Source organism: Marinospirillum alkaliphilum DSM 21637 (assembly GCF_900119735.1).
Taxonomy (GTDB): Bacteria; Pseudomonadota; Gammaproteobacteria; order Pseudomonadales; family Halomonadaceae; genus Marinospirillum; species Marinospirillum alkaliphilum.
Window position 1 is genome coordinate 51,955 of the sequence record NZ_FPJW01000007.1, and the last position, 22,310, is coordinate 74,264.

Here is a 22,310-nt window from a genome sequence, read left to right on the forward strand (position 1 = left end):
TTTTTGATTTCAGACCCCAGACGACTCGATCATGACCGACAAGAATGCAGACCAGTACAAACACACCCTGAACCTGCCGGAAACGGATTTCCCGATGCGCGGCAATCTGCCGAGCCGCGAGCCGGAGCGCCTGAAACAGTGGGAAGCGATGGATCTTTATGCCCGCATCCGCGAAATCAGCGCCGGTCGTTCAAAGTTCATCCTGCACGATGGCCCTCCCTACGCCAACGGCAGCATCCACATCGGTCATGCGGTCAACAAGATCATCAAGGACATCATTGTCAAATCCCGCACGCTGGCCGGTTTTGATGCCGCTTATGTGCCCGGCTGGGACTGCCACGGCCTGCCGATTGAACACAAGGTTGAAACCGTGCACGGCAAAAATCAGCCGGCTGACCTGACCCGTGAGCGCTGCCGCAGTTACGCCACTGAACAGGTGGCCGAACAGATGTCCGGTTTCAAGCGTCTGGGTGTACTGGGCGACTGGAAAGCCCCCTACCTGACCATGAACTTTGCCAACGAAGCCGGTGAAATCCGTGCGCTGGCAGAAATGGTCAAGGGCGGTTATGTCTTTAAAGGCCTGAAGCCGGTCAACTTCTGTTTTGACTGCGGCTCCGCGCTGGCTGAAGCCGAAGTGGAGTATCAGGACAAAAAGTCCGATGCCATTGATGTGGCTTTCACGGTTGAAGATGCTGACAAACTGGCGGCCGCCTTTGGTCTGGACAGCCTGCCCAAACCCGCCAGCCTTGTGATCTGGACCACCACCCCCTGGACCATTCCGGCCAACCAGGCGCTCAACGTTCATCCCGAGTTCACCTATGCACTGGTGGATACCGGTGAACGCCTGCTGCTGCTGGCTGAAGAACTGGTGGAAAGCTGCCTGCAGCGCTACGGCCTGCAAGGCAAGACTCTGGCCACCGCTCCCGGCCAGGCACTGGAGCTGATCCGTTTCCGTCATCCTTTTTATGATCGCCTGTCGCCGGTTTATCTGGCTGACTACGTTGAGCTGGGCGCGGGCACCGGTATTGTTCACTCGGCCCCGGCTTATGGTGAGGACGACTTCCGCAGCTGCAAACACTACGGCATGAGCAACGATGACATCCTCAATCCGGTGCAGAGCAACGGTGTGTATGTGGCTGACCTGCCGTTTTTTGGCGGCCAGTTCATCTGGAAGGCCAACCCCAATATTGTGGCCAAGCTGGAAGAAGTCGGCGCGCTGCTGAAACACGAAAGCATCACTCACAGCTACATGCACTGCTGGCGTCACAAAACCCCGCTGGTTTACCGCGCCACTGCCCAGTGGTTTGTGGGCATGGACATTCAGGGCACGGATGGCAAAACCCTGCGTGAAAAAGCCCTGGCGGGTATTGAACAAACCCATTTTGTACCCAACTGGGGCCAGGCACGCCTGCATGCCATGATTGCCAACCGCCCGGACTGGTGTATCTCACGCCAGCGCAACTGGGGTGTACCGATTCCCTTCTTCCTGCACAAGGCCACCGGTGAACTGCATCCACGCACCGTGGAGCTGATGGAACAGGTCGCACAGCGGGTTGAAAAAGAAGGTCTGGAAGGCTGGTTCAAACTGGATGCCAGTGAACTGCTGGGCAATGAAGCCGCTGACTACGAAAAAATCACCGACACCCTGGATGTGTGGTTTGATTCCGGCACCACCCACTGGCACGTGCTGCGTGGTTCTCACCCGTTGGGGCACGAAAGTGGCCCGGTCGCCGACCTGTATCTGGAAGGCTCGGATCAGCACCGTGGCTGGTTCCACTCTTCACTGCTGACCGGTTGTGCCATTGACGGTCATCCGCCTTACCGCCAGCTGCTGACTCACGGCTTCACCGTGGACGAGCATGGCCGCAAGATGTCCAAATCCATGGGCAACGTGGTGGCCCCTCAGGAAGTGATGGATAAAATGGGTGCTGACATCCTGCGCCTGTGGGTGGCCTCCACTGACTACTCCGGTGAAATGGCGGTATCCGATCAGATCCTGCAGCGCAGCGCAGACTCCTATCGCCGTATCCGCAACACTGCTCGCTTCCTGCTGGCCAACCTGAATGGTTTTAATCCAGCCACCGACCTGCTGCCTGCCGAAAACCTGCTGGCACTGGATCGCTGGGTGGTGGATGCTGCCCTGCAACTGCAGGAGCGCATCACCGATGCCTATGAAAACTACCGCTTCCTGGATGTTTACCAGCAGGTGCACCACTTCTGTGTGCGCGAGCTGGGCGGCTTTTATCTGGACATCATCAAGGATCGCCAGTACACCATGCAGGCCGACTCTCAGGGTCGCCGCTCCTGCCAGACCGCGCTGTACCACATTGCCGAGGCACTGCTGCGCTGGGTGGCTCCGATCCTCAGCTTCACTGCTGAAGAAATCAACGAAGCCCTGCCGGGTGAGCGTCCTGAATCCGTGTTTTTCACCACCTGGTACCAGGGCCTGTTTGCCCTGCCGCAAAAAGCTGCCGGTGGTTTTGACCGCGACTACTGGGAACGCCTGGTGGCCGTGAAGGATGGCGTCAACAAGTGCCTGGAAGATGCCCGTAATGAAAAAATCATCAAGGGTTCACTGGCGGCAGAAGTGACACTCTATGTCGGTGATGCGCTGCTGGCAGACCTGCAGCAACTGGGCGAGGAACTGCGCTTTGTGCTGCTGACTTCCGACGTCACCCTGCGCCCGCTGGCGGAAGGTGTGGATGCCCGCACCACCGAGCTGGACGAACTGCGTGTGGCTGTAGCTGCCAGCAACAAAGCCAAGTGTGTACGCTGCTGGCACCATCGTGACGATGTTGGCAGCCATGCCGATCATCCGGAGCTGTGCGGTCGCTGCGTAACCAATCTGCCAGATGGTGAAGGTGAGCAACGCCGTTATGCCTGATGCTTTGCGTGAAGCACTGCACAGCCTGAAGCTGCGCCGCAGCAGCCTGCCCTGGCTGTTGCTGGCCGGTGTGCTGCTGGCACTGGACCTCATCAGCAAGGCCTGGGTCAGCAACAGCCTGTTTTATGGTCAGCGCATCGAAGTGCTGCCGGTGTTTGATCTGGTGCTGCTGCACAACAGCGGTGCCGCCTTCAGCTTTCTGGCTGATGCCGGTGGCTGGCAGCGCTGGTTTTTTGTGCTGCTGGCAGTGGTCGCCAGCCTGTTCATTTATGGCTGGCTGAACCGCCTGCAACCCGGCGAAAAACTCACTGCACTGGCGCTGGCACTGATTCTGGGTGGCGCCATCGGCAACCTGCATGACCGCTTCTTTTACGGTTATGTGGTCGATTTCCTGGCATTTCACTGGAATCAACGTTATTTCCCGGCTTTTAACATTGCTGACGCTGGCATTACCGTGGGCGCAGTGCTGCTGATCTGGCAGTCTTTTTTCGGACAGCAGCCACCGGCTGACAAGGCTTGATGACCGCGGGTGCTGCTTCCGTGTTGAGCATGTTAAAATACCCGACTATTTTACTCATAATAACGCCACACCTCTGCCGAGGGTGGCCTGACTCACTGGAATAACCCCATGAAAGATTTAAAAATCGGTGAAGGCACCCAGGTCACCCTGCACTTTGCCCTGCTGCTGGAAGATGGTCAGCCGGTTGATTCCACTTTTGAGCGCGACCCCGCCAGACTGGTGATCGGTGATGGCAATCTGCCGGAAGGTTTTGAAGCCTGCATTCACGGCCTGCAAGCCGGTGAACGCAAGACCTTTACTGTACCGCCGGAAAAAGCCTTTGGTCAGCACAACCCCAGCAACATCCAGATGTTGTCACGCTCAGATTTTGCCAACATTGATGAACTGCAGGTCGGCATGATTCTGGGCTTCACGGACAAGGCCGGTGGCGAGCTGCCGGGTGTGATTGCCGAGGTGGATGAGCGCCAGGTGAAGGTGGACTTTAACCATCCGCTGGCCGGTCGCACCCTGACCTTTGAAGTCGAGATCCTCGACGTTGCTCCCGTATCCGTTCAATAACCCTCTGCAGGAGACACCGGCATGACTCCCAGCATCCAGCTTGCCAATCCCCGTGGTTTTTGTGCCGGGGTAGACCGCGCCATTGAAATTGTTAACCGTGCGCTGGATGTGTTCGGCCCGCCCATCTATGTGCGCCATGAAGTGGTGCACAACCGTTTTGTAGTGGATGCCCTGCGTGAGCGTGGCGCAGTGTTTGTGGATGAACTGGACGAAGTGCCGGATGACGTGATCGTGATTTTTTCTGCTCACGGGGTATCCCATGCCGTGCAGCGGGAAGCTGAACGCCGCAACCTGAAAGTTTTTGATGCCACCTGCCCACTGGTCACCAAGGTGCACATGGAAGTGTTGCGTTACGCCCGTGACGGTCAGGAGTGTGTGCTGATCGGCCACGCCGGACACCCGGAAGTGGAAGGCACCATGGGGCGTTATGACAACCGCCATGGCGGCCACATCCATCTGGTGGAAAACGAATCCGATGTGCAGCAGTTGCAGGTCAGCAATCCCGATCATCTGGCCTACGTCACCCAGACCACCCTGTCGATGGATGACACAGCGCGGGTGATTGATGCCCTGCGCCAGCGTTTCCCCAACATCAGCGGCCCGCGCAAGGATGACATCTGTTACGCCACCCAGAACCGCCAGGATGCAGTGAAAACCCTCGCCAATACCTCTGATCTGGTGCTGGTGGTTGGCAGTCCCAACAGCTCCAACTCCAACCGCCTGCGTGAACTGGCCGAGCGCATGGGTGCCAGAGCTTACCTGATTGATGGCGCGGATGACCTGCAACCCGAGTGGCTGGAAGGTGTGAAACAAATCGGCATCACTGCCGGTGCATCAGCCCCTGAAGTGCTGGTGAAAGACGTGATCCAGCGCCTGACCGAATGGGGTGCCACAGCCCCGGTGGAACTGCCCGGCCGCCCGGAAAACATCACCTTCTCCATGCCGAAAGAACTGCGCCTGACACCCGTCGACTGAGCTTATGTAACATTGCGTTGCAGACATATCTCTAAATAGCTAATATTCATCGCGCCAAGTGCAACTTATTATTTTTCAAGGACATGGACACAAGATGAATAAAGCTATTTATTGCGGTTTGCTAAGTGCCACGCTGCTTTTTACCAGTGGCATAACAAATGCCATGCAGCGTGATTTCTCATACCTCCAAGTTGGGTTAAGCGTCCTCAAATTTGATGACCCTATTGCAGTGCCCAATTCGCAAGGCTATGTAGTCTACAAAGGGTTGTCTGGCCTTAATCTATCTGCCTCGTGGCAGCCAGATGACCATTTCTTTGTTTTCATTGATACGGATACCGTCACTAACTCTGGCTACCAGACTGAACTGACAATCTTCGACCTTTCCATGGGGGCAGGTTTTGTTGCTCCAGTAGATACAGACCAATCAACACTATTGGTTGGCCGTTTTTTTCTAGTCGGCCAAACCTATGAAGTATGCATTGAGGGTTTCTGCGGAGAAGTTGATAATGACGGCTATGGTATCGAAGTAGGGTTGCGCCACCGATTCACAGAAAGCGGGGCAATTGAACTTGCCTGGCAGCGCCAATCTCTAGACTATTCGTCAGGATCATTTCTGAGGCTTGGCCTTCATTTTGGGGGCAAAGGTCACGGCCTTTATGGCAACATTAAGCTCTATGACGATGCCACCCTGAGCACTTTAGCCTATCGCTACACCTTCTGATCAGTACCTGCGTGCTGCACTTCATTTAATCAACAGGGCCGGTGATCACCGGCTTTTTTATTGCCGCCCATTATTGCAGCCAGGCGTTGCCGCTGGGACAAAATGACCCATCCCGCTACTTTGATCTGATGAGGCTTCTGATTTTTCACCCCTTTTTGCAGCCTTGAACGGCCTGAAACAACGGATTTTCTGTTCTTATTCTCCTGCAGTCTGCGGCACATGGCTTGCTGTTTAACAGCATCAATTGCAAATCAGCCATACCACAGTAAAGGACGTCTCATGACTGCATCGGTTGCTCCTTCACTTTATCAGTTGCCACTATGGGTGCTGCTGGAAAAGCAGGTAGGCCTGTCGCGCGGCTGGGAAAGCATTCACTGGCAGGTGGCCGAACTCAGCGCCCAGCCGATTGATCATCCCGAAGCGCGCGCCATGACACTGCAGCTCTACAAGGGTGACCGTGCCGCTTACCGTTTTAATCTGTCATCTCAGGCCCCCAAGCTGTTTGTGATCTGTGAAGCCCGTGAAGAAAACCAGGTGCCTCATCTGCTGACGGTTTGTCAGGATGAAGCTGCCGACTACATGGATGCCGGTCAACCGGTGCTGGACATTCCGCTGCCGGAAGCCATTCAGGCCTGGGTGGAGGCCTTCATGGCCCACCACGGTGAATGGGTGGACCCGCGTGAAGCCAATCGCCGCCTGCGTGAAGCTGACCCTCAGCCGCGTCAGCAACCCGGGGGCTGCGGATGAGCCAATCAGAAACACCGGCAAGCGGTTTCCTGAGCCGCTGGTCCAACCGCAAGCAGGCCACCCGCACGGAAACCGATGCGACCACTGAGCCTACCTTAACCGTTGCCAGAACACTGGAGCATGGCCCGCTTTCGGCGGGCGCGGCGTCAGCGGTAGATGCTGAGCACGCAACCCCGAGCGAAAGTCTTTCAGACACCCAGTCCGAGGCGCTTTCCAACACCGAGCCTGAAGCGCTTGCCGACACCCCACCCGAGCTGACTGATGCAGATATGCCATCACTGGACAGCTTGCACGCCGGCAGTGATGTTTCGATGTTTTTTTCCAAAGGTGTCAGCCAGGCATTGCGTCAGCAGGCTTTGCGCCGCCTGTTTCACCAGCCGGAATTCAACGTGCGCTGCCCGCTGGATGAATATGCCGAAGACTACAGCCAGATGGCCACCCTGAGCAGTGAAGCCGCCGGGCAATTACGCAGCTGGGCCAAAGATCGCATCAACAATCTTCTGGATACCACACAACAACCTGATGAGCAGAACCTCCATGAACCAGAACACCACCAATCGGCTGGCACAACGTCAGGCGATCAACAGCCTGCCACCGCTGCTGGCGATGCAGAGCAGCAGCATCAGTTACCAGAGCAACGGCCACCTGCTGATCATCGGACCTGAGGATCTGGCCCATCTGACCGCCGGTCAGATTCGTGGCACCCGCAGCATCACCCTGTTGGCTCATGGTGCCATCAGCAATCAGGATGAAAGCCACCTGGAGCAGGCTCTTGCCAGCGCCCAGACCAGTGCTGGTAACCTGCAGGTGATTCACACACCACTGGTCAGCCTGAAAGGCTGGCTGGGACAGTTTGAGTTGCTGGTACGTGATCAGCAGCAAAACACACCCTTTAACCCAGCGAAGGCATTAATCGGTCAGTTGCATTTTGATCTGGTGCTGGATCTGAGTGATGAGCCGGTGATACCCAGTGAACTGGCACCTGCTGGTTATTTCCATGTGGCTGCCGGTTCACATGAGCTTCAGGCCGTGATCCCGCAACTGGGTGAACTTCAGGGTGAGTTTGAAAAACCTGCCTACATTGCCGTCAACAGCAGCATCTGTGCGCATGCGGACCGAGGGCAGACCGGCTGTACCCGCTGCCTGGATGTTTGCCCGGCAGATGCCATCAGCAGCCACAACAACACCCCGACCCATGATTTCGCCATTGCCGTGAACACCGCGCTTTGCCACGGTGCAGGCAGCTGCACCACCGCCTGCCCGACCGGTGCGCTGGCATTTGTCACCCCCCAGCCGCAAAGCCAACTCAGCCAGTTGCGCCAGTTGGTGGACACCTACCGCCAGCAGGGTGGAGAACGCCCGGCACTGCTGATCCATGCACACCAGAGCCCACCAGAGCTGGAACAACTGCCGGATTTCATCCTGCCGCTGGCACTGGAAGAAGCCGCCGGTGTGGGCATTGAAATCTGGATGTCGCTGCTGGCTGCTGGTTGCACCTTTGTAGCCATTCAGTTGACCGATGAAATGCCCAACAGCCTGCGTCAGTTGCTGCAGAAAGAAGTGGCTCTGGCCGGGCAACTGTTGACCGCGCTGGGTCATCCGGCACAGCGCATTCAAACCGTGGAAGACCAACAACTGGCCAGCCGCCTGCCGGAACTGGATCAACACTTGTCGAACTGGCACAACCTGCCCGCCAGCGATCCGTTTGAGTGGGAAGGCAAACGTGGCACATTGAATGCCGCGCTGGAGCGACTGTTTGAACAGGGTGAAGCGCTGGAAGCTGCCATTGCGCTACCCAGCGGTGCGCCCTACGGCCAGGTGCTGCTGAATACCGATGCCTGCACCCTGTGCATGAGCTGTGTGGCCCTCTGTCCCACCGGTGCCCTGCGTGGCAACAGCAACGAACAGCCCCGGCTGGCCTTTCTGGAAGCCGATTGCGTGCAGTGTGGCCTGTGTGAACGCAGTTGCCCGGAACGTGCCATCAGTCTGGAAGCCCGCTTTACACCAGCACCCGGCGAGCGCCTGCATGAGCGGGTGTTGAAGGAAGAACAGCCCTTTCATTGCATCAGTTGCGGCAAGCCTTTTGGCAGCCACAGCACCATCACCGGCATCATGAAAAAACTGCAGCACCACAGTTACTTCCAGGGTGAAGCAGCCAAACGCCTGCAAATGTGTGAAGACTGCCGGGTGCGCGACAGCTACCGCGAACTGGCTGCCGATCCCGAAGCCCAGTTGCGCCTGTAAGGAGAAAGATCATGCATCAGGAACACCAGGCACTGCGTGCCGATATTTATGCCCTGCTGGCCAGCCTGTTCCGGTCGGCACCGTCTGCAGAACTGCTGGATTTTCTGCAGCAGATGGAGATCGACACCAGCCGTTCAAACCCCATGACCCGTGGCTGGCAATTGCTGCAACTGGCCGCTCGTCAGGCCAACCCGGAGATGCTGGAAGATGAATACCTGCCGCTGTTCATTGGCATCGGGCAGGGGGATGTCACCCCCTTTGCTTCCTGGTATCTGACCGGTTCCATCATGGAGGCCCCGCTGATTGAGCTGCGCAAGGATTTAAAAATCCTGGGCTTCGAGCGGGAAGAAAGCAGCAAGGAGCCGGAAGACCATGTCGCCGCTTTGTGTGAAGTGATGAGCCTGCTGATTCAGCAGGGTGCCAGTGCTGAACGCCAGGCCACGTTTTTTAATCGCCACCTGGCCGGTTGGGTTGAAGCCCTGTGCAAGGATGTACAACAGGCTCCCAGTGCGGTGTTTTATCAGGCGGTGGCAGAACTGGCAGAAGCCTTTTTTCAGCAGGAAAAACTCTACCAGCCTGCCACTGAAACACAGCACAGCCAGGTGCAGGCGGTACAGCTTTTCAGCCCGGCAGGTTAGGAAGCCTACTGATTAACTATTACGCTTGCCTATACTGCGTTGAAATTGATCTCAAAATGCTCATTTACTTCGTGTAAACTCCGCTTATTCAATCAATTTCGCCTTGTCTTGCCTGCGCTCATCACGTTAATCAGAGGCTTCCAGAGTAGAAGCCTTTAACGCAAGGCTCTGGCTGCAGCAATATTCCAGAACAGGAAGGGTTGCAGTTTGCTCAGCAGCTCCTGCCCGAGCAGTTTGTTAATGGCCAGTGAGGGATCACTGGTATCGCGTCTGGGTGGAGGAATATAGGTTTGTCCGCTGGAGGCACGAATCGCTGCACAAACCGGCTCGGCCAGATGCTGGCCCCGAGCGGTCACCACAGCCGTATCACCATTGGCCAGCAACACCACACTGCCGGGTGGGTAAATGCCAAGCTGAGCCAGAAACTGACTGCCCAGCTCCGCATCCATCTGGCGGTTTTCACCGCCCAGCAACTCCTTTAATGCCTGGCGCGGTGTCAGCAGTGAACGGTACTGACGCACCTGGGTCATGGCGGCATAACTGTCTGCCAGCCCCAGCAGCCGACCGCCCACACCAATGGCGCGGCCCTTCAGGTGTCGCGGATAACCCGTGCCATCCAGCCGTTCATGATGCTGCAGCACGGCTTCCAACCAGACCTCATCCTCAACACCCAGACTCTGCAATAAAAAGGCTGATTTTTCAGGATGCCCCAGAATGCGACTTTTCTGGATCGGGTTCAGCCCTTCCTGCTGCTGACTCAGCAAATCCTGCAGTTCCAGCACACTCAAATTAGCTGTTAAAGCTGCACATAACAGGGATACCGGCTCCTCTACCTGCTGCATGCGCTGCACCACTACGGCCAGCAATACGGCTGAACGCAGTGATTGCATTAAGCTGACAGACTGCCGGGCTACCGGCCAATGTGCAGCACCCAGCAGTGCATCAGGCATGCGTGCCGCCAATAACAACAGGCGCTCAGCCATGTCACGGATGCCACGCGGCAAACCACCGGGTTTGCGGCCTTCATTCAGGGTGTGGTGCAATTTCAGCAGTTGCTGGTAAAAACCCTCCAGCTCCAGAAAAGGGTTTAAATCACTGGTATAACGCTGGCTCTGAACTTCGGTGGTATCACCACCGCGGTTGATGCGTTTTTCATCAGGGTCCAGATAACCCTGCATCAGCAGGGAAGCCACCTGCTGCTCATGTTCAACCTCAGCACCACGCGCCAACAGCAGCACCCGGCTGTGGGTATAAACATTAAAGGGTGCCTTGTCTCCGACAATCAGTTCACCCTGCACCAGTTTTTTCAGCTTACCCATTCTGCAACGCCCTCACCGGCAACCCATCTGACAGCAGCTTACCCCATAACACACCAGGTCGCTGCATGACTCTGATGATCCAGCGTAGCCTGCATGCGACAAAAAGCCATGCCTCTCCAGAACACCGGGTCAAAATGACCCATCCACTCTTTTTCCATACCAGTCATACGGATTTCGGGCGGATTTTTCTTCCTCTTCCGCCTTCGATTTCTGGCTCCCGGATTGCAAAAGAAAGAAGGTTAAATGACAACTCAGAAGAAAGATGGGGATGAATCATGCAAAACAATAACACCAGCGCAACGGTTCAGGCTGAACGCCGCCGTTTCCTGAAAGGCCTGGCCAGTGCCTCGGCGGCTGCCGGTCTGGCTGCTGCTGCAGGCACCGCCATGGCCAGCAGCGAACCGGTTGAAACGCCTGTGATGGATGATCAGGTACAGGGTTACCGCGAATCCGATCACATCCGCGCTTATTACGCCAGTTGCCGCTGAGCAGACCAGAACAAAGGGGAAACAAGATGCGTTTAACCAGAAAAAAAACGGCTGCCGAAACCGAAGCAGCTCAGAGTGAAGGACTCGGCGTCTCGCGTCGCGGCTTTCTGAAAGGAACCGGTGTCGCTGCCGGTGGTCTGGCTGCCACCGGCCTGCTGGGTCAGGGCATGATTCGCAAGGCCGATGCACAGACAGCCAAATCCAGCGCTCCGGTGGAAGTGAAGCGCACCATCTGTACTCACTGCTCGGTAGGTTGTGGTGTTTATGCCCACGTGCAGGAAGGTGTCTGGACTTACCAGGAGGCCGCCTTTGACCACCCGATCAACAAGGGTGCCCACTGCGCCAAGGGTGCTGCACTGCGTTACCACGGTCACTCCACCCGTCGCCTGAAATACCCGATGAAGCTGGAAGGCGGCAAGTGGAAAAAACTCTCCTGGGAACAGGCCATCAACGAAATCGGCGACAAGATGCTGCAGGTTCGCCAGGAATCCGGTCCTGATTCCATTTTCTGGCTGGGTTCTGCCAAGTTCAACAATGAACAGGCCTACATGTTCCGTAAAATGGGCTCCCTTTGGGGCACCAACAACGTGGAGCACCAGGCCCGTATCTGTCACTCCACCACAGTGGCCGGTGTAGCCAACACCTGGGGCTACGGTGCAATGACCAACAGCTACAACGACATGCAGAACAGCAAGTCGATCCTGTTCATTGGTTCCAACGCCGCTGAAGCCCACCCGGTTTCCATGCAGCACACCCTGCTTGCCAAAGAGCGCAACAACTGCAAGGTGGTGGTGGTTGATCCGCGTTATACCCGTACTGCAGCCAAGGCTGATGAGTATGTACGCATTCGCTCCGGTTCTGACGTGGCCTTTATCTGGGGTCTGCTGTGGCACATTTTTGCCAACGGCTGGGAAGACAAGGAGTTCATCAAACAGCGTGTTTACGGCATGGATGAAATCCGCCGTGAAGTGCAGCAATTCCCACCATCGGTCGTGGAAGACATCACCGGTGTGGGTGAAGCCCAGATGTATAAAGTGGCCAAGATGCTGGCCGACAACCGCCCCGGCTGTATTGTCTGGTGTATGGGTGGTACTCAGCACACCACCGGTAACAACAACACCCGCGCTTACTGCATTCTGGAGCTGGCACTGGGTAACGTGGGTAAATCCGGTGCCGGTGCCAACATCTACCGTGGTCACGACAACGTACAGGGTGCCACCGACTTTGGTGTACTGTCCGACTCGCTGCCCGGTTATTACGGTCTGGCCGAAGGTTCCTGGCGTCACTGGGCCGGTGTCTGGGGTCTGGATTACGAGTGGATTCAAAACCGTTTTGACCAGAACACCTACCGTGGTGGCAAACCCATGCACACCAGTGGTATCACTGTGTCTCGCTGGGTCGACGGGGTACTGGAAGACAAGGAAAAGATCTCCCAGAAAGACAACCTGCGTGTTGCCCTCTACTGGGGTCATGCAGTGAACTCCCAGACCCGTGGCCCGGAAATGCGCGAAGCCATGAAAAAGCTGGACATGATGGTGATTGTCGACCCCTATCCGACGGTTGCCGCTGTCATGAACGACCGCACCGATGGTGTGTACCTGCTGCCGGCTTGTACCCAGTTTGAAACCTACGGCTCGGTGACTGCTTCCAACCGCTCCATTCAATGGCGCGACAAGGTGATTGAGCCTCACTTTGAGTCCAAAACCGACCACGAGATCATGTATCTGCTGTCGAAAAAACTGGGCTACGAAAAAGAGCTGTTCAAGAACATCACCATCAATGGCAACGAGCCGCTGATTGAAGACATCGTGCGTGAATACAACCGTGGCATGTGGACCATCGGTTACACCGGTCAGAGCCCGGAGCGTCTGAAGTACCATCAGCAGAACTGGCATGCCTTTGACTTCACCAGCCTGCGTGCCGTTGGCACTGAAGCAGATGGTGATTTTTACGGTCTGCCGTGGCCTTGCTGGGGTACGCCAGAAATGAAACACCCTGGCACCCACATCCTGTATGACACCAGCCTGGCCGTTAAGGACGGTGGCCTGGGCTTCCGTGCCAACTTCGGTGTGGAGCGTAACGGTGTCACCCTGCTGGCCGAAGGCTCCGCTCCGGTGGGTAACGAAATCGGTGACGGTCACCCGGAAATTTCTGCCAACCTGCTGAAACAGCTCGGCTGGTGGAATGATCTGACCGCCGAGGAAAAAGCAGCTGCTGAAGGCAAGGACTGGAAAACCGACCTCTCCGGTGGTATCCAGCGTGTCTCCATCAAGCATGGTGTGGCGCCCTTTGGTAACGGCAAGGCCCGGACCATTGTGTGGACCTTCCCGGATGCCATTCCAAAACACCGCGAGCCGCTCTACACCACCCGTCGTGATCTGGTTGCCAAATACCCAACCTGGGATGACTTTGAAGCCCTGTACCGTCTGCCGACCCTCTACAAGTCGATTCAGCAGCGTGACACTTCAGCCGAATTCCCGATCATTCTGACCTCCGGTCGTCTGGTTGAGTATGAAGGTGGTGGTGATGAAACCCGCTCCAACCCCTGGCTGGCAGAACTGCAGCAGGACATGTTTGTGGAGATCAACCCCTTCAATGCCAACAGCCTGCGCATTCGTGATGGTCAGGATGTCTGGGTTTATGGGCCGGAAGGCGGCAAGGCCAGGGTCAAGGCACTGGTCACCAATCGGGTGGACCGCAACGTGGCCTTTATGCCTTTCCACTTTGGTGGTTTCTTCCAGGGCGAGAACCTGCGTAACCGCTATCCGGAAGGCAGTGCACCCTATGTATCCGGTGAAGCCGTGAATACCGTAACCACCTACGGTTACGACCCGGTCACCCTGATGCAGGAAACCAAAACCACTGTCTGCCGTATTGAAGCAGCCTGATCCCTGAGGAGAACACCATGGCTCGTATGAAATTTTTGTGTGACTCAGAGCGCTGCATCGACTGCAACGGTTGTGTCACGGCCTGTAAAAACGCCAACGAAACCGAATGGGGCATTCAGCGCCGCCGCGTGGTTACCCTGGATGACGGTGAAATCGGCAAGGAAGTTTCCATCTCCGTGGCCTGCATGCATTGTTCTGATGCACCCTGCATGGCCGTTTGCCCGACCAACTGTTTCTACCCCACTGAAGACGGTCTGATCCTGCACAACAAGGACACCTGCATCGGTTGCGGTTACTGCCTCTACGCCTGCCCCTTCGGCGCTCCACAGTTCCCGAAACAGGGTGCCTTTGGTGCCCGCGGCAAGATGGACAAGTGCACCTTCTGTGCCGGTGGCCCGGAAGCCGATCCGGCACTGGAAGCCCAGAAGTACGGCGCCAACCGTCTGAAAGACGGCAAGTTGCCCCTCTGTGCCGAAATGTGCTCCACCAAGGCACTGCTGGCGGGTGATGCACAGGAAGTTTCAGACATCTTCCGTGAGCGGGTCGTTTACCGTGGTCACAGAAATGGTGCCTGGGGTGCCACCCAGCAGGAACCCGGCCTGAGCGAGCTGGCTCGTCAGGCTGCCGAACTGGCCACTGATGCAGCGAGAAGCTAATCATGAAATACCGCAAGCGTAACCGCGGCTGGTTCAGCCTGGTTGCGCTGCTGCTGGCAGGCTGTTTATTCAGCTTGCCTTCAGTGGCCCAACCTCAGGGCGGCCCACCCGCAGATGCCCGCAAGGAGCTGATGCAAACCTTGCCGGGTACCACATCCGACTACTGGCGGAATGTGCAGGGCGGCGTTACCGGTACCACCAGCTCCCGCAGCCCGGGTGCCGAAACGCTGATCATGGTTCAGGGTGAACAGTGGCGCAACTGGCGCAACCACTGGGTATCCCCCGGTGGCCTGATTGCGCTGGGTGGCAGTGCTGCCGGCATCCTGCTGTTCTGGCTGCTGGTCGGCCCGGTCAAGCTGGAGCATCCGCGCACCGGTCGCAAGATCGAGCGCTGGACCCGGATGGATCGCACCATTCACTGGTATGTGGCCAGCCTGTTCATCATCCTGGGTTTCACCGGGCTGATGCTCTTGTATGCCAAGTGGTTTCTGCAGCCGATCCTGCCCGGTGGAGTCTGGGCGGCCTTCATGACCGCAGCCAAGAACATCCACAACTACCTTGGGCCCCTGTTTGCACTGGGACTGCTGGCCATGATCCTGAAATGGATTCGCCACAATGCCTTTAACCGGGTGGACCTGAAGTGGTTTGCCAAGGGTGGCGGTATTGTCGGTAAAGGTCATCCCCAGGCTGGCTACCTGAATGGTGGTGAAAAGGTCTGGTTCTGGATTGTCACCTTTGTCGGCCTGACGGTGGTGATTTCCGGCTTGATTGCCGATTTCCCCAACTTCGGCCAGAGCCGTGAAACCATGCAGATCACCCTGCTGGTGCATGGCATCGGCGCGCTGATTCTGATGGCTGCCTCTTTTGGCCACATCTACATCGGCACCGCCGGAACCGAGGGTGCTTTTGAAGGCATGAAAACCGGTTACGTGGATGAAAGCTGGGCCAAACAGCATCATGACCTCTGGTATCACGCTGTGAAGGATCAGGCCATCGACGAAGCCGAGCTGGAAGCCCGCAAAGCGGGTAACAGTCAGACAGCAGCCAATCCAACTCAGGCCTCCTGAACACTGCTGTTCCTCCAGGCTTCAGCCATTGATGAAATGGCTGAAGCCTTTTTACTGGCTGTCATGGTCAGGCCTTTATGGCTATCATCCCGCAGATGGCTTTGCCTTTTCTTTTGATTGAGTACAGGAGTCCTGACTGATGAAAGCCCTTGATCCCCAGATCCAGACTGAAATTGAAGCAGCAGCCTTCCGCCGCCTGCTGCAACACCTGGATAACAACAAAGACGTGCAGAACATCGATCTGATGATTCTGGCGGACTTCTGCCGCAATTGCCTGGCCAAATGGCTGATGGCCGCCGCCGAAGATCAGGACGTGGAGCTCAACTACGATGAAGCCCGCGAAATGGTCTATGGCATGCCTTATGAAGAGTGGAAGGACTTGTATCAGCAACCGGCCACCGAAGCTCAGTTAAAGGCTTTTGCCGAGCGTGAAGCCGCCCGCAAGGCACGGGGTGATCACTGATGGCACAGGACTTCATTCCGTTGCAGATTGCTGTACTGACCCTGTCCGACACCCGCACCCTGGCCGAAGACAAATCCGGTGACACCCTGATCAAGTTATTGCAGGAAGCCGGGCACCAACTGGCCGAGCGCCAGCTGATCCCGGATGATGTGTATCAGATGCGCGCCGTGGTCAGCCAGTGGATTGCTGATCCCGCCATTCAGGTGATCCTGACCACCGGCGGCACCGGTTTTACCGGTCGGGACTCCACCCCGGAAGCACTGCGCCCGCTGTTTGATACCGAAATTGAAGGTTTTGGTGAGCTGTTCCGTCAGGTGTCTTATGACGAAATCGGTTCATCCACCATCCAGTCTCGCTGCCTGGCCGGACTCGCTAATCGCACCGCCATCTTCTGCCTGCCCGGCTCCACCGGCGCCTGCAAAACCGGCTGGAACAACATCCTGCAGGAACAACTGGATGCCCGCCACAAACCCTGTAACTTTGTTGGTATCCTGCTGCATGGCAAACAACTGCACAGCTGATTCACACTCAAGAGCCTCAACATGACCCAGACACCTGCCCTGATCCCCGTTGCCACTGCACTTGAACACATGCTGGAAACCCTGCACCCCTTGCAGGAAGTCGAGTGGTTGCCGCTGAGGCAGGTTGCCGGTCGGGTCACGGCGCAGTCCATCAACGCCACGGTGAATGTGCCACCGGCTGACAACTCCGGCATGGATGGTTATGCCCTGCATCACCGGGATGCCGGTCAGCCACTGCAGGTTTCACAGCGCATCACCGCTGGCACTGCACCTCAGCCTTTGCAAGCGGGCACCTGTGCACGGATTTTCACCGGTGCGGAGATTCCGCCTGGAGCTGACTGTGTGGTGATGCAGGAAGTGGTCGAGATCAGTGCCGATGGCAAGGCAGTGATTCCGGCAGATATCCGTGCAGGGCAGAATGTTCGCCCTTGCGGGCAGGACATCAAAACCGGTGAAGAACTGCTGCCGGCAGGCACCCGGCTGGATTATCGGCACCTGGGGCTGCTGGCCAGCAGTGGTTTAAACAAGATTCTGGTATTCCGGCGTCCGAAAGTGGCATTGCTGGCCACCGGTGATGAACTGGTGGAACCCGGCCAGCCGCTGTTGCCGGGGCAGATTTACAACTCCAATCGCCCATTGCTGACCGGCCTGCTGCATGCGCTGGGCGCTGAAGTGCTGGATCTGGGACCGATTGCGGATACCCGCGCAGCAACCGAGCAGGCATTACGCCTGGCCGCTGAACAGGCAGACCTTATTTTATCCACAGGGGGTGTTTCGGTCGGCGAAGAGGATCACATCAAACCGGCGGTGGAAGCACTCGGGCAACTGAGGCTGTGGAAACTGGCCATGAAACCCGGTAAACCTGTGGCCTTCGGCCAGATCGGCAAGGCGGCCTTTCTGGGCTTGCCGGGTAATCCGGTGTCGGTGTTTGTCGGAGCCCAGGTGTTTTTACGCCCGCTGCTGGCTCGATTGGCCGGGCAAACTGCATCAGGAGCCCTGCCACTGGAGCAGGGAGTGGCCGGTTTCAGCGCCAGCACCCAGATCCGTCAGGAATACCTGCGAGTGCGTGCTGAACTGCATCAGGGCCAGTGGCAACTGCAGGCCTTCAGCAATCAGAACTCCGGTGTGCTCAGCTCAGTAGTCTGGGCCAATGCACTGGCCATTTTGCCACCGGGCAGCAACATCCAGCCCGGTGATCCAATAGCGTTCATGCGCTACTGAGAAACCTCAGAAGGTTAGGCAAGGCGAAATTGGCTGAAAAAGCGGAGTTTACACAGAGTAAATGAGCATTTTGAGGCCAATTTCAACACAGCATAAGCCAGCAAAGTAGTTAATCAGGGGTTTCTTAGAAGTCCAGCACCAATGGCGGGTTAAGTCCCGGATCGGCCCAGCGGCAGCTGCTGGCATTCACGGTGGTGTGTCGACCTGAACGGTCTGGGTAGATGCCGTAACCCTCATGGATGTGGCCACAGACATGCAATCTGAGTTGCGGCAGCTGTTGCAGGCGCTGTTTTAAATCCTCACAACCGACATGTTCACCGGTGCTGGTCTGATCAGCCAGCCCATGGGGCGGGCCGTGAGTGATCAATAACTCCACATCATCAGGAATCCGCCGCCAGCGCTCAGCCAGGGGTTCACCACGTGACAACATGAAGGAAAAGTCAAAAAAACGCGGTGTCCAGGGGCTGCCCCAGACCCTTATGCCTTCCAGCTCACAAGCGGAATCCTGCAGATAGATCACTCCCTCGGGTATCAGCTGCAGCATCTGCTCCGGCAGGGCTTCAAAGCACCGATCATGGTTACCCGCAATCAGCAGTTTGTGGCGATGCGGCTGCCCGGCAAACCACTGCAAAAAAGCCGCCACATCCTCCAACTGCCAGCCGGAAGAAAAATCCCCGGCATGAATCAGGCAATCCCCTTCCGGCAACACCAGCTCTTCATGTCGTCCATGGGTATCACTCACCAGTACCAATCGCATGCAACCTTCCTCAGCAACCTTCCTATGCACTCACTGCTTCCCTGCATGGCATCATACCTTGAAGCTGTCGGTCAAGTTCCTTAAACCGGTCACTGCAGCACGCAGTTGCTCAGACCGGCGGCGCCCGGCCTCTGCCTGTTCGGCCAACTGGTCAGATGCAGTACGGATTTTTTCAGTATTGCCGGAAATTTCCGAAGTCACTGCATTCTGCTCTTCCACAGCGCTGGCAATCTGAACCGCCATGTCACTGATGTGGGTGTTGGCCTGATCAATCATCTTCAAGCGCTCGGCAGCACGAACACTGTCTTCAACACTGCTGCCTGCCTGTTGATGGCAGGCCTGCATGCGCGCCACTGCTTCATCCGTTGATTTCTGCAGGGCATCAATCATCTGGCGAATTTCTTCCGTGGCACCCTGGGTGCGTTGTGACAAGGCCCGCACCTCGTCAGCCACCACCGCAAAACCGCGACCATGATCACCGGCGCGAGCTGCTTCAATGGCTGCATTCAGTGCCAACAGGTTGGTTTGTTCTGCCACCCCCTGGATGGTGACCAGAATACCGGTGATCTGCTGCACCTGATCATCCACCTGCTGCAGTGTCTGCATGCCCTGGGTCAACTGACCAGCCAGATCGGATACCCCCTGACGATTGGCTTCCACCAGCTTTAACCCTTCACGAGTGGAGGAGGCTGCATCTTGTGCCTGACTGGCGGTGCTTTCTGCATTACCGGCTATTTCTTCAGTGGCGACCGACATCTGGTGTGCGGCGCTGGCAAGCTGGGTGATTTCCATCTGCTGGCCTTCGAGTTGCTGCAGATTTTCTGCGGCGGCCCGACGTCCGGCTTCAGCGTCCTGATCCAGCTGGTGTGTCAGTTGGGTTACCTGCTGCATGATGTGCTGCAGGCGCTCCACAAAGCGGTTAAACGCCTGACTCATGCGCCCGAATTCATCATCCCGATCCGCTTCCAGACGACGGGTTAAATCAGCCTCACCTTCGGAAATCTGCTCCAGTGCCACTGCCAGCCGCTTGACCGGCTGAATCAACAGATTCACCAGCAGGAACAGCAAGCCACAACTGATCAGAATGATCACCACCGAAAAAACCACCACACGCCAGGCCAGGGCCACCAGACCGGCTCGCGCCTCCGCTTCATCAACCAGCAGCAGAAACGTCCAGCCGGCCTCCGGCACACTGATGCTGGCTGCCATCCAGTCTCGCCCTTCGTAACGCACTTCCAACTGCTGCCCTTGTGCTGGCGGAGCCACGCCACCCAATAACTCCGTGGCATTGCGGCTCAGATAAACCGCATCAGGATGGGCCAGTACCTGCTGCTGTCGATCCAGCATCCACACCTGTGAAGTCCAGCGCAGATCGGTTGCCAGCAGCTCCTGTACCACCGCCGTGATGGCCAGGTCACTGCCGATCACATCCCGGTCATTGGCTCGACGTGGCATGGCCATGGAAATCACCAGATCCCCGGTACCAGCATCCAGATAGGGAGGGGTCACCACCAGACCACGCCGCTCTCGCGCCTGTTGATACCAGGGTCTGACACGCGGATCAAAACCTGCTGGTAAGGAAACACTGGGGCGGGACTGAATCATTTCACCCTGTTCCGTGCCTACATACACCAGACCAAACCCTCCGGCTTCACGTGCCAGCGTCAGGGCTGTGGGCCATTGTGACTGGTCATCAGGCAGGTGGGCAGCAAGGGATTCAATCAGGGCTGACTTGCCTTCCAGCCAGGCCGAGGCGCGACTGTGGATCAGGCGCAGGTTGTTGTTGATTTCACTGCGCAGCCCCTGGTTCAGTTCACTGCGCAGCAGGTGCCCCGCCAGCCCGCCGAGCAGCAATAACGCCAGCAATAACAGCGCTGCAACGGAAAGCAGTAACTTGTTCTGAAAGGAGAGTTTCATTTTGTTTGTCCTGAAAGTAGTGCCTTCCATGACGTATCAAACAAACTTCTGTCCTGTTTCTTTAAAAGGAATAGTTCAAAAACCACAAAAGCACGAAGTATTTTTTGCCAGAAGCATTTCAGGCTGATGAAAGCGAAGTGGCCGCCTGCCGGATGACAGCCTGACGCAACAAGGCCAGCAGCGGACTTTCCGTCTGCCAGCAATGCCAGTACAAGGGAATATCCAGCCAGCGACCGGGTATCAGATCCACCAGCGCACCACTGGCCAGCAGGGCTTGCACCTGCAGCTCCGGCACCATGCCAAACCCCAGCCCGGCCCGGGCCATCTGCACAAAACCTTCAGAGGAAGGGCAAAGATGGATCTGCTGGGGTTCCTGCTCCAGACCCAGTTGCTCTTTCAGAAATCGATGTTGCAGACGGTCATCCCGGTTGAACACCAGACAGGGAATCTGATGCACCGCATCCGGGATGAGGGCCGCCGAAGCCTGCCTTAATCCAGGGCTCAGCAAGGCGCGATAACGCATGCTGCCCAATGCTGCAACCTTGCCACCATTCACCGGCTGGGCGCTGCTGCACAGGCAAGCCATCACTTCGCCACGTTTCATGCGCCGCAACCCAACATCCTGATCTTCCACCACCAGTTCATACTGCACCTGGATACCACTTTCAGACTCAACCTCAGCCAGGGCCGCAGGCAACCAGGTGGCCAGCGAGTCTGCATTGGTGGTTAAACGGATCACCTGCTGTGCAGAGGCTTCTGCATCCAGCCCCAGACCGGCTTCAAGCTGGCGTACCTGTTGGAAGTGGTTGCACAGCCGTAATCCTAAAGCGGTTGGTTCCGGTGGTGTGCTGCGCAACAGAACCGGCTGACCCAGTTGCTCTTCCAGCTGACGAATCCGCTGACTGATGGCCGATTGGGTTAAGTGCAACTGCCGGGCAGCACGCTCAAAACCACCCTGTTGGACCACTGCCACCAGCGCCTGCAACAACCGATAGTCAATCATTAGCAACTCTTATGAATCAGTAAATTTATTCGTTAGACGAATAGATTAACCCACTGGACAATCTTCAACCAGCCAATCGCTTGCACACTGCATTACCACTGAGGAGTTTCAGCATGTCCCCCGTCATCACTGCCTTGCTCACCGGTTATCTGGTCACCATCAGCCTGATAGTGGCAATTGGTGCACAGAACGCCTGGGTGATGGGTAAAAGCATGCGCGGTGAACATCCTGCGGTGATTGCAGCGGTTTGCATCACCCTGGACACCCTGTTGATTGCCCTTGGTGTATTCGGTCTGGCACAGGTTCAATCCTTACTGCCGGAACTGGTGCCGGTGCTGACCTGGCTGGGTGTGTTGTTATTATTGTGGCTGGCCAGCCAGTCCTTGCTGCGTGCCTGGCAAGGGTCTGGTGGGCTGGTGGCCAGCAGCGGTCCTTCCGGTGCCAGCGCATTGCAGCTGGCCGGCCAGGCGGCTTTGATTTCGCTGATCAATCCTCATGTGTATCTGGATACACTGGTATTGATTGGCAGTGTGGGTGCCCAGCAGGCTGATCCCTTTGCTTTTGTGGTGGGTGCTGCAGCCGCTTCCGCCAGCTGGTTCACCTTGCTGACCCGTGGCTCACGCCATCTGGCGAGCTGGCTGAAATCACCCGCCCATTGGCGAGTGTTTGATCTGGTGATGGGGCTGTTGCTGGTTGTGATAGCACTGTCTTTAGTGCTCTGAC

At 56.9% G+C, this 22,310-nt stretch carries 22 protein-coding genes; 18 read left to right on the forward strand and 4 right to left on the reverse strand.

Features of this window, described 5'->3' with window-relative positions:
• Positions 1-31: 31 nt before the first annotated feature.
• From ileS to BT114_RS10205, 9 genes are all read left to right on the forward strand, one after another.
• Positions 32-2,884, forward strand: a complete 2,853-nt coding sequence (ileS, locus tag BT114_RS10165; RefSeq protein WP_072326361.1) for an isoleucine--tRNA ligase — start codon at positions 32-34, stop codon at positions 2,882-2,884.
• Complete coding sequence (lspA, locus tag BT114_RS10170) at positions 2,862-3,404, forward strand: signal peptidase II (RefSeq protein WP_342715805.1); 543 nt, start codon at positions 2,862-2,864, stop codon at positions 3,402-3,404. The genes ileS and lspA overlap by 23 nt, the downstream gene beginning before the upstream one ends.
• Before the next feature lie 108 nt (positions 3,405-3,512).
• Positions 3,513-3,962, forward strand: coding sequence for an FKBP-type peptidyl-prolyl cis-trans isomerase (gene fkpB / locus BT114_RS10175; protein ID WP_072326363.1), 450 nt, complete (start codon positions 3,513-3,515; stop codon positions 3,960-3,962).
• A 21-nt stretch (positions 3,963-3,983) separates the two neighbouring features.
• Complete coding sequence (gene ispH, locus BT114_RS10180) at positions 3,984-4,937, forward strand: 4-hydroxy-3-methylbut-2-enyl diphosphate reductase (RefSeq protein WP_072326364.1); 954 nt, start codon at positions 3,984-3,986, stop codon at positions 4,935-4,937.
• A gap of 94 nt (positions 4,938-5,031) precedes the next feature.
• Positions 5,032-5,658: a hypothetical protein gene (locus BT114_RS10185; RefSeq protein ID WP_072326365.1), complete on the forward strand. Its 627-nt coding sequence runs from the start codon at positions 5,032-5,034 to the stop codon at positions 5,656-5,658.
• A gap of 279 nt (positions 5,659-5,937) precedes the next feature.
• Positions 5,938-6,405 carry a DUF3305 domain-containing protein gene (locus tag BT114_RS10190; protein ID WP_072326366.1) on the forward strand — a complete coding sequence of 156 codons (468 nt, stop codon included), beginning with the start codon at positions 5,938-5,940 and terminating at the stop codon, positions 6,403-6,405.
• Complete coding sequence (locus BT114_RS15180; protein WP_072326367.1) at positions 6,402-7,070, forward strand: DUF3306 domain-containing protein; 669 nt, start codon at positions 6,402-6,404, stop codon at positions 7,068-7,070. Before BT114_RS10190 ends, BT114_RS15180 begins: the two co-directional genes overlap by 4 nt.
• Complete coding sequence (locus tag BT114_RS10200; RefSeq protein WP_245770433.1) at positions 7,012-8,649, forward strand: 4Fe-4S binding protein; 1,638 nt, start codon at positions 7,012-7,014, stop codon at positions 8,647-8,649. Before BT114_RS15180 ends, BT114_RS10200 begins: the two co-directional genes overlap by 59 nt.
• A gap of 11 nt (positions 8,650-8,660) precedes the next feature.
• Positions 8,661-9,287 carry a TorD/DmsD family molecular chaperone gene (locus tag BT114_RS10205; RefSeq protein ID WP_072326369.1) on the forward strand — a complete coding sequence of 209 codons (627 nt, stop codon included), beginning with the start codon at positions 8,661-8,663 and terminating at the stop codon, positions 9,285-9,287.
• Positions 9,288-9,442: 155 nt separating this feature from the next.
• Here the strand turns inward: BT114_RS10205 and BT114_RS10210 are convergent, their stop codons facing one another.
• Positions 9,443-10,606: an HD-GYP domain-containing protein gene (locus tag BT114_RS10210; protein ID WP_072326370.1), complete on the reverse strand. Its 1,164-nt coding sequence runs from the start codon at positions 10,604-10,606 to the stop codon at positions 9,443-9,445.
• Between the two features lie 65 nt (positions 10,607-10,671).
• On the opposite strand from BT114_RS10210, the gene BT114_RS14905 reads away from it, so the two are divergent.
• The 8 genes from BT114_RS14905 to BT114_RS10245 all read left to right on the forward strand — a co-directional run bounded on the left by BT114_RS14905 (position 10,672) and on the right by BT114_RS10245 (position 17,910).
• Complete coding sequence (locus tag BT114_RS14905) at positions 10,672-10,878, forward strand: hypothetical protein (RefSeq protein WP_143142819.1); 207 nt, start codon at positions 10,672-10,674, stop codon at positions 10,876-10,878.
• A gap of 3 nt (positions 10,879-10,881) precedes the next feature.
• Positions 10,882-11,094, forward strand: a complete 213-nt coding sequence (locus tag BT114_RS10215; protein WP_072326371.1) for a hypothetical protein — start codon at positions 10,882-10,884, stop codon at positions 11,092-11,094.
• A gap of 26 nt (positions 11,095-11,120) precedes the next feature.
• Entirely contained in the window at positions 11,121-13,982 is a 2,862-nt protein-coding gene (locus BT114_RS10220) for a molybdopterin-dependent oxidoreductase (RefSeq protein WP_072326372.1), read from the forward strand.
• Positions 13,983-13,999: 17 nt separating this feature from the next.
• A complete protein-coding gene (fdh3B, locus tag BT114_RS10225; RefSeq protein ID WP_072326373.1) occupies positions 14,000-14,638 on the forward strand; it encodes a formate dehydrogenase FDH3 subunit beta in 639 nt (212 codons plus the stop codon).
• A gap of 2 nt (positions 14,639-14,640) precedes the next feature.
• Positions 14,641-15,705 carry a formate dehydrogenase subunit gamma gene (locus BT114_RS10230; RefSeq protein WP_072326374.1) on the forward strand — a complete coding sequence of 355 codons (1,065 nt, stop codon included), beginning with the start codon at positions 14,641-14,643 and terminating at the stop codon, positions 15,703-15,705.
• 139 nt (positions 15,706-15,844) lie between these two features.
• Positions 15,845-16,168, forward strand: a complete 324-nt coding sequence (locus tag BT114_RS10235; protein ID WP_072326375.1) for a DUF1244 domain-containing protein — start codon at positions 15,845-15,847, stop codon at positions 16,166-16,168.
• Complete coding sequence (moaB, locus tag BT114_RS10240; protein ID WP_072326376.1) at positions 16,168-16,689, forward strand: molybdenum cofactor biosynthesis protein B; 522 nt, start codon at positions 16,168-16,170, stop codon at positions 16,687-16,689. Before BT114_RS10235 ends, moaB begins: the two co-directional genes overlap by 1 nt.
• Positions 16,690-16,710: 21 nt before the next feature.
• Positions 16,711-17,910, forward strand: a complete 1,200-nt coding sequence (locus BT114_RS10245; RefSeq protein WP_072326377.1) for a molybdopterin molybdotransferase MoeA — start codon at positions 16,711-16,713, stop codon at positions 17,908-17,910.
• 124 nt (positions 17,911-18,034) lie between these two features.
• On the opposite strand, the gene BT114_RS10250 is transcribed toward BT114_RS10245, so the two are convergent.
• From BT114_RS10250 to BT114_RS10260, 3 genes are all read right to left on the reverse strand, one after another.
• The gene (locus BT114_RS10250; RefSeq protein WP_072326378.1) at positions 18,035-18,667 is read right to left on the reverse strand and encodes a metallophosphatase domain-containing protein; all 633 of its coding nucleotides are present in this window, start codon (positions 18,665-18,667) and stop codon (positions 18,035-18,037) included.
• Between the two features lie 51 nt (positions 18,668-18,718).
• Positions 18,719-20,584, reverse strand: coding sequence for a methyl-accepting chemotaxis protein (locus BT114_RS10255; RefSeq protein ID WP_072326379.1), 1,866 nt, complete (start codon positions 20,582-20,584; stop codon positions 18,719-18,721).
• Between the two features lie 118 nt (positions 20,585-20,702).
• Positions 20,703-21,587: a LysR family transcriptional regulator ArgP gene (locus BT114_RS10260; RefSeq protein ID WP_072326380.1), complete on the reverse strand. Its 885-nt coding sequence runs from the start codon at positions 21,585-21,587 to the stop codon at positions 20,703-20,705.
• A 113-nt stretch (positions 21,588-21,700) separates the two neighbouring features.
• Here BT114_RS10260 and BT114_RS10265 point away from each other — a divergent pair, with 113 nt between their 5' ends.
• Entirely contained in the window at positions 21,701-22,309 is a 609-nt protein-coding gene (locus tag BT114_RS10265; RefSeq protein ID WP_072326381.1) for a LysE/ArgO family amino acid transporter, read from the forward strand.
• Position 22,310 lies beyond the last annotated feature (1 nt).

What these genes read in the sequence shown, in the direction of transcription:
- ileS (WP_072326361.1), top strand. Translation starts at nt 32, where the DNA reads ATGACCGACAAGAATGCAGACCAGTACAAACACACCCTGAACCTGCCG.
- fkpB (WP_072326363.1), top strand. Translation starts at nt 3,513, where the DNA reads ATGAAAGATTTAAAAATCGGTGAAGGCACCCAGGTCACCCTGCACTTT.
- ispH (WP_072326364.1), top strand. Translation starts at nt 3,984, where the DNA reads ATGACTCCCAGCATCCAGCTTGCCAATCCCCGTGGTTTTTGTGCCGGG.
- BT114_RS10185 (WP_072326365.1), top strand. Translation starts at nt 5,032, where the DNA reads ATGAATAAAGCTATTTATTGCGGTTTGCTAAGTGCCACGCTGCTTTTT.
- BT114_RS10190 (WP_072326366.1), top strand. Translation starts at nt 5,938, where the DNA reads ATGACTGCATCGGTTGCTCCTTCACTTTATCAGTTGCCACTATGGGTG.
- BT114_RS15180 (WP_072326367.1), top strand. Translation starts at nt 6,402, where the DNA reads ATGAGCCAATCAGAAACACCGGCAAGCGGTTTCCTGAGCCGCTGGTCC.
- BT114_RS10200 (WP_245770433.1), top strand. Translation starts at nt 7,012, where the DNA reads ATGCAGAGCAGCAGCATCAGTTACCAGAGCAACGGCCACCTGCTGATC.
- BT114_RS10205 (WP_072326369.1), top strand. Translation starts at nt 8,661, where the DNA reads ATGCATCAGGAACACCAGGCACTGCGTGCCGATATTTATGCCCTGCTG.
- BT114_RS10210 (WP_072326370.1), bottom strand. Translation starts at nt 10,606, where the DNA reads ATGGGTAAGCTGAAAAAACTGGTGCAGGGTGAACTGATTGTCGGAGAC.
- BT114_RS14905 (WP_143142819.1), top strand. Translation starts at nt 10,672, where the DNA reads ATGACTCTGATGATCCAGCGTAGCCTGCATGCGACAAAAAGCCATGCC.
- BT114_RS10215 (WP_072326371.1), top strand. Translation starts at nt 10,882, where the DNA reads ATGCAAAACAATAACACCAGCGCAACGGTTCAGGCTGAACGCCGCCGT.
- BT114_RS10220 (WP_072326372.1), top strand. Translation starts at nt 11,121, where the DNA reads ATGCGTTTAACCAGAAAAAAAACGGCTGCCGAAACCGAAGCAGCTCAG.
- fdh3B (WP_072326373.1), top strand. Translation starts at nt 14,000, where the DNA reads ATGGCTCGTATGAAATTTTTGTGTGACTCAGAGCGCTGCATCGACTGC.
- BT114_RS10230 (WP_072326374.1), top strand. Translation starts at nt 14,641, where the DNA reads ATGAAATACCGCAAGCGTAACCGCGGCTGGTTCAGCCTGGTTGCGCTG.
- BT114_RS10235 (WP_072326375.1), top strand. Translation starts at nt 15,845, where the DNA reads ATGAAAGCCCTTGATCCCCAGATCCAGACTGAAATTGAAGCAGCAGCC.
- moaB (WP_072326376.1), top strand. Translation starts at nt 16,168, where the DNA reads ATGGCACAGGACTTCATTCCGTTGCAGATTGCTGTACTGACCCTGTCC.
- BT114_RS10245 (WP_072326377.1), top strand. Translation starts at nt 16,711, where the DNA reads ATGACCCAGACACCTGCCCTGATCCCCGTTGCCACTGCACTTGAACAC.
- BT114_RS10250 (WP_072326378.1), bottom strand. Translation starts at nt 18,667, where the DNA reads ATGCGATTGGTACTGGTGAGTGATACCCATGGACGACATGAAGAGCTG.
- BT114_RS10255 (WP_072326379.1), bottom strand. Translation starts at nt 20,584, where the DNA reads ATGAAACTCTCCTTTCAGAACAAGTTACTGCTTTCCGTTGCAGCGCTG.
- BT114_RS10260 (WP_072326380.1), bottom strand. Translation starts at nt 21,587, where the DNA reads ATGATTGACTATCGGTTGTTGCAGGCGCTGGTGGCAGTGGTCCAACAG.
- BT114_RS10265 (WP_072326381.1), top strand. Translation starts at nt 21,701, where the DNA reads ATGTCCCCCGTCATCACTGCCTTGCTCACCGGTTATCTGGTCACCATC.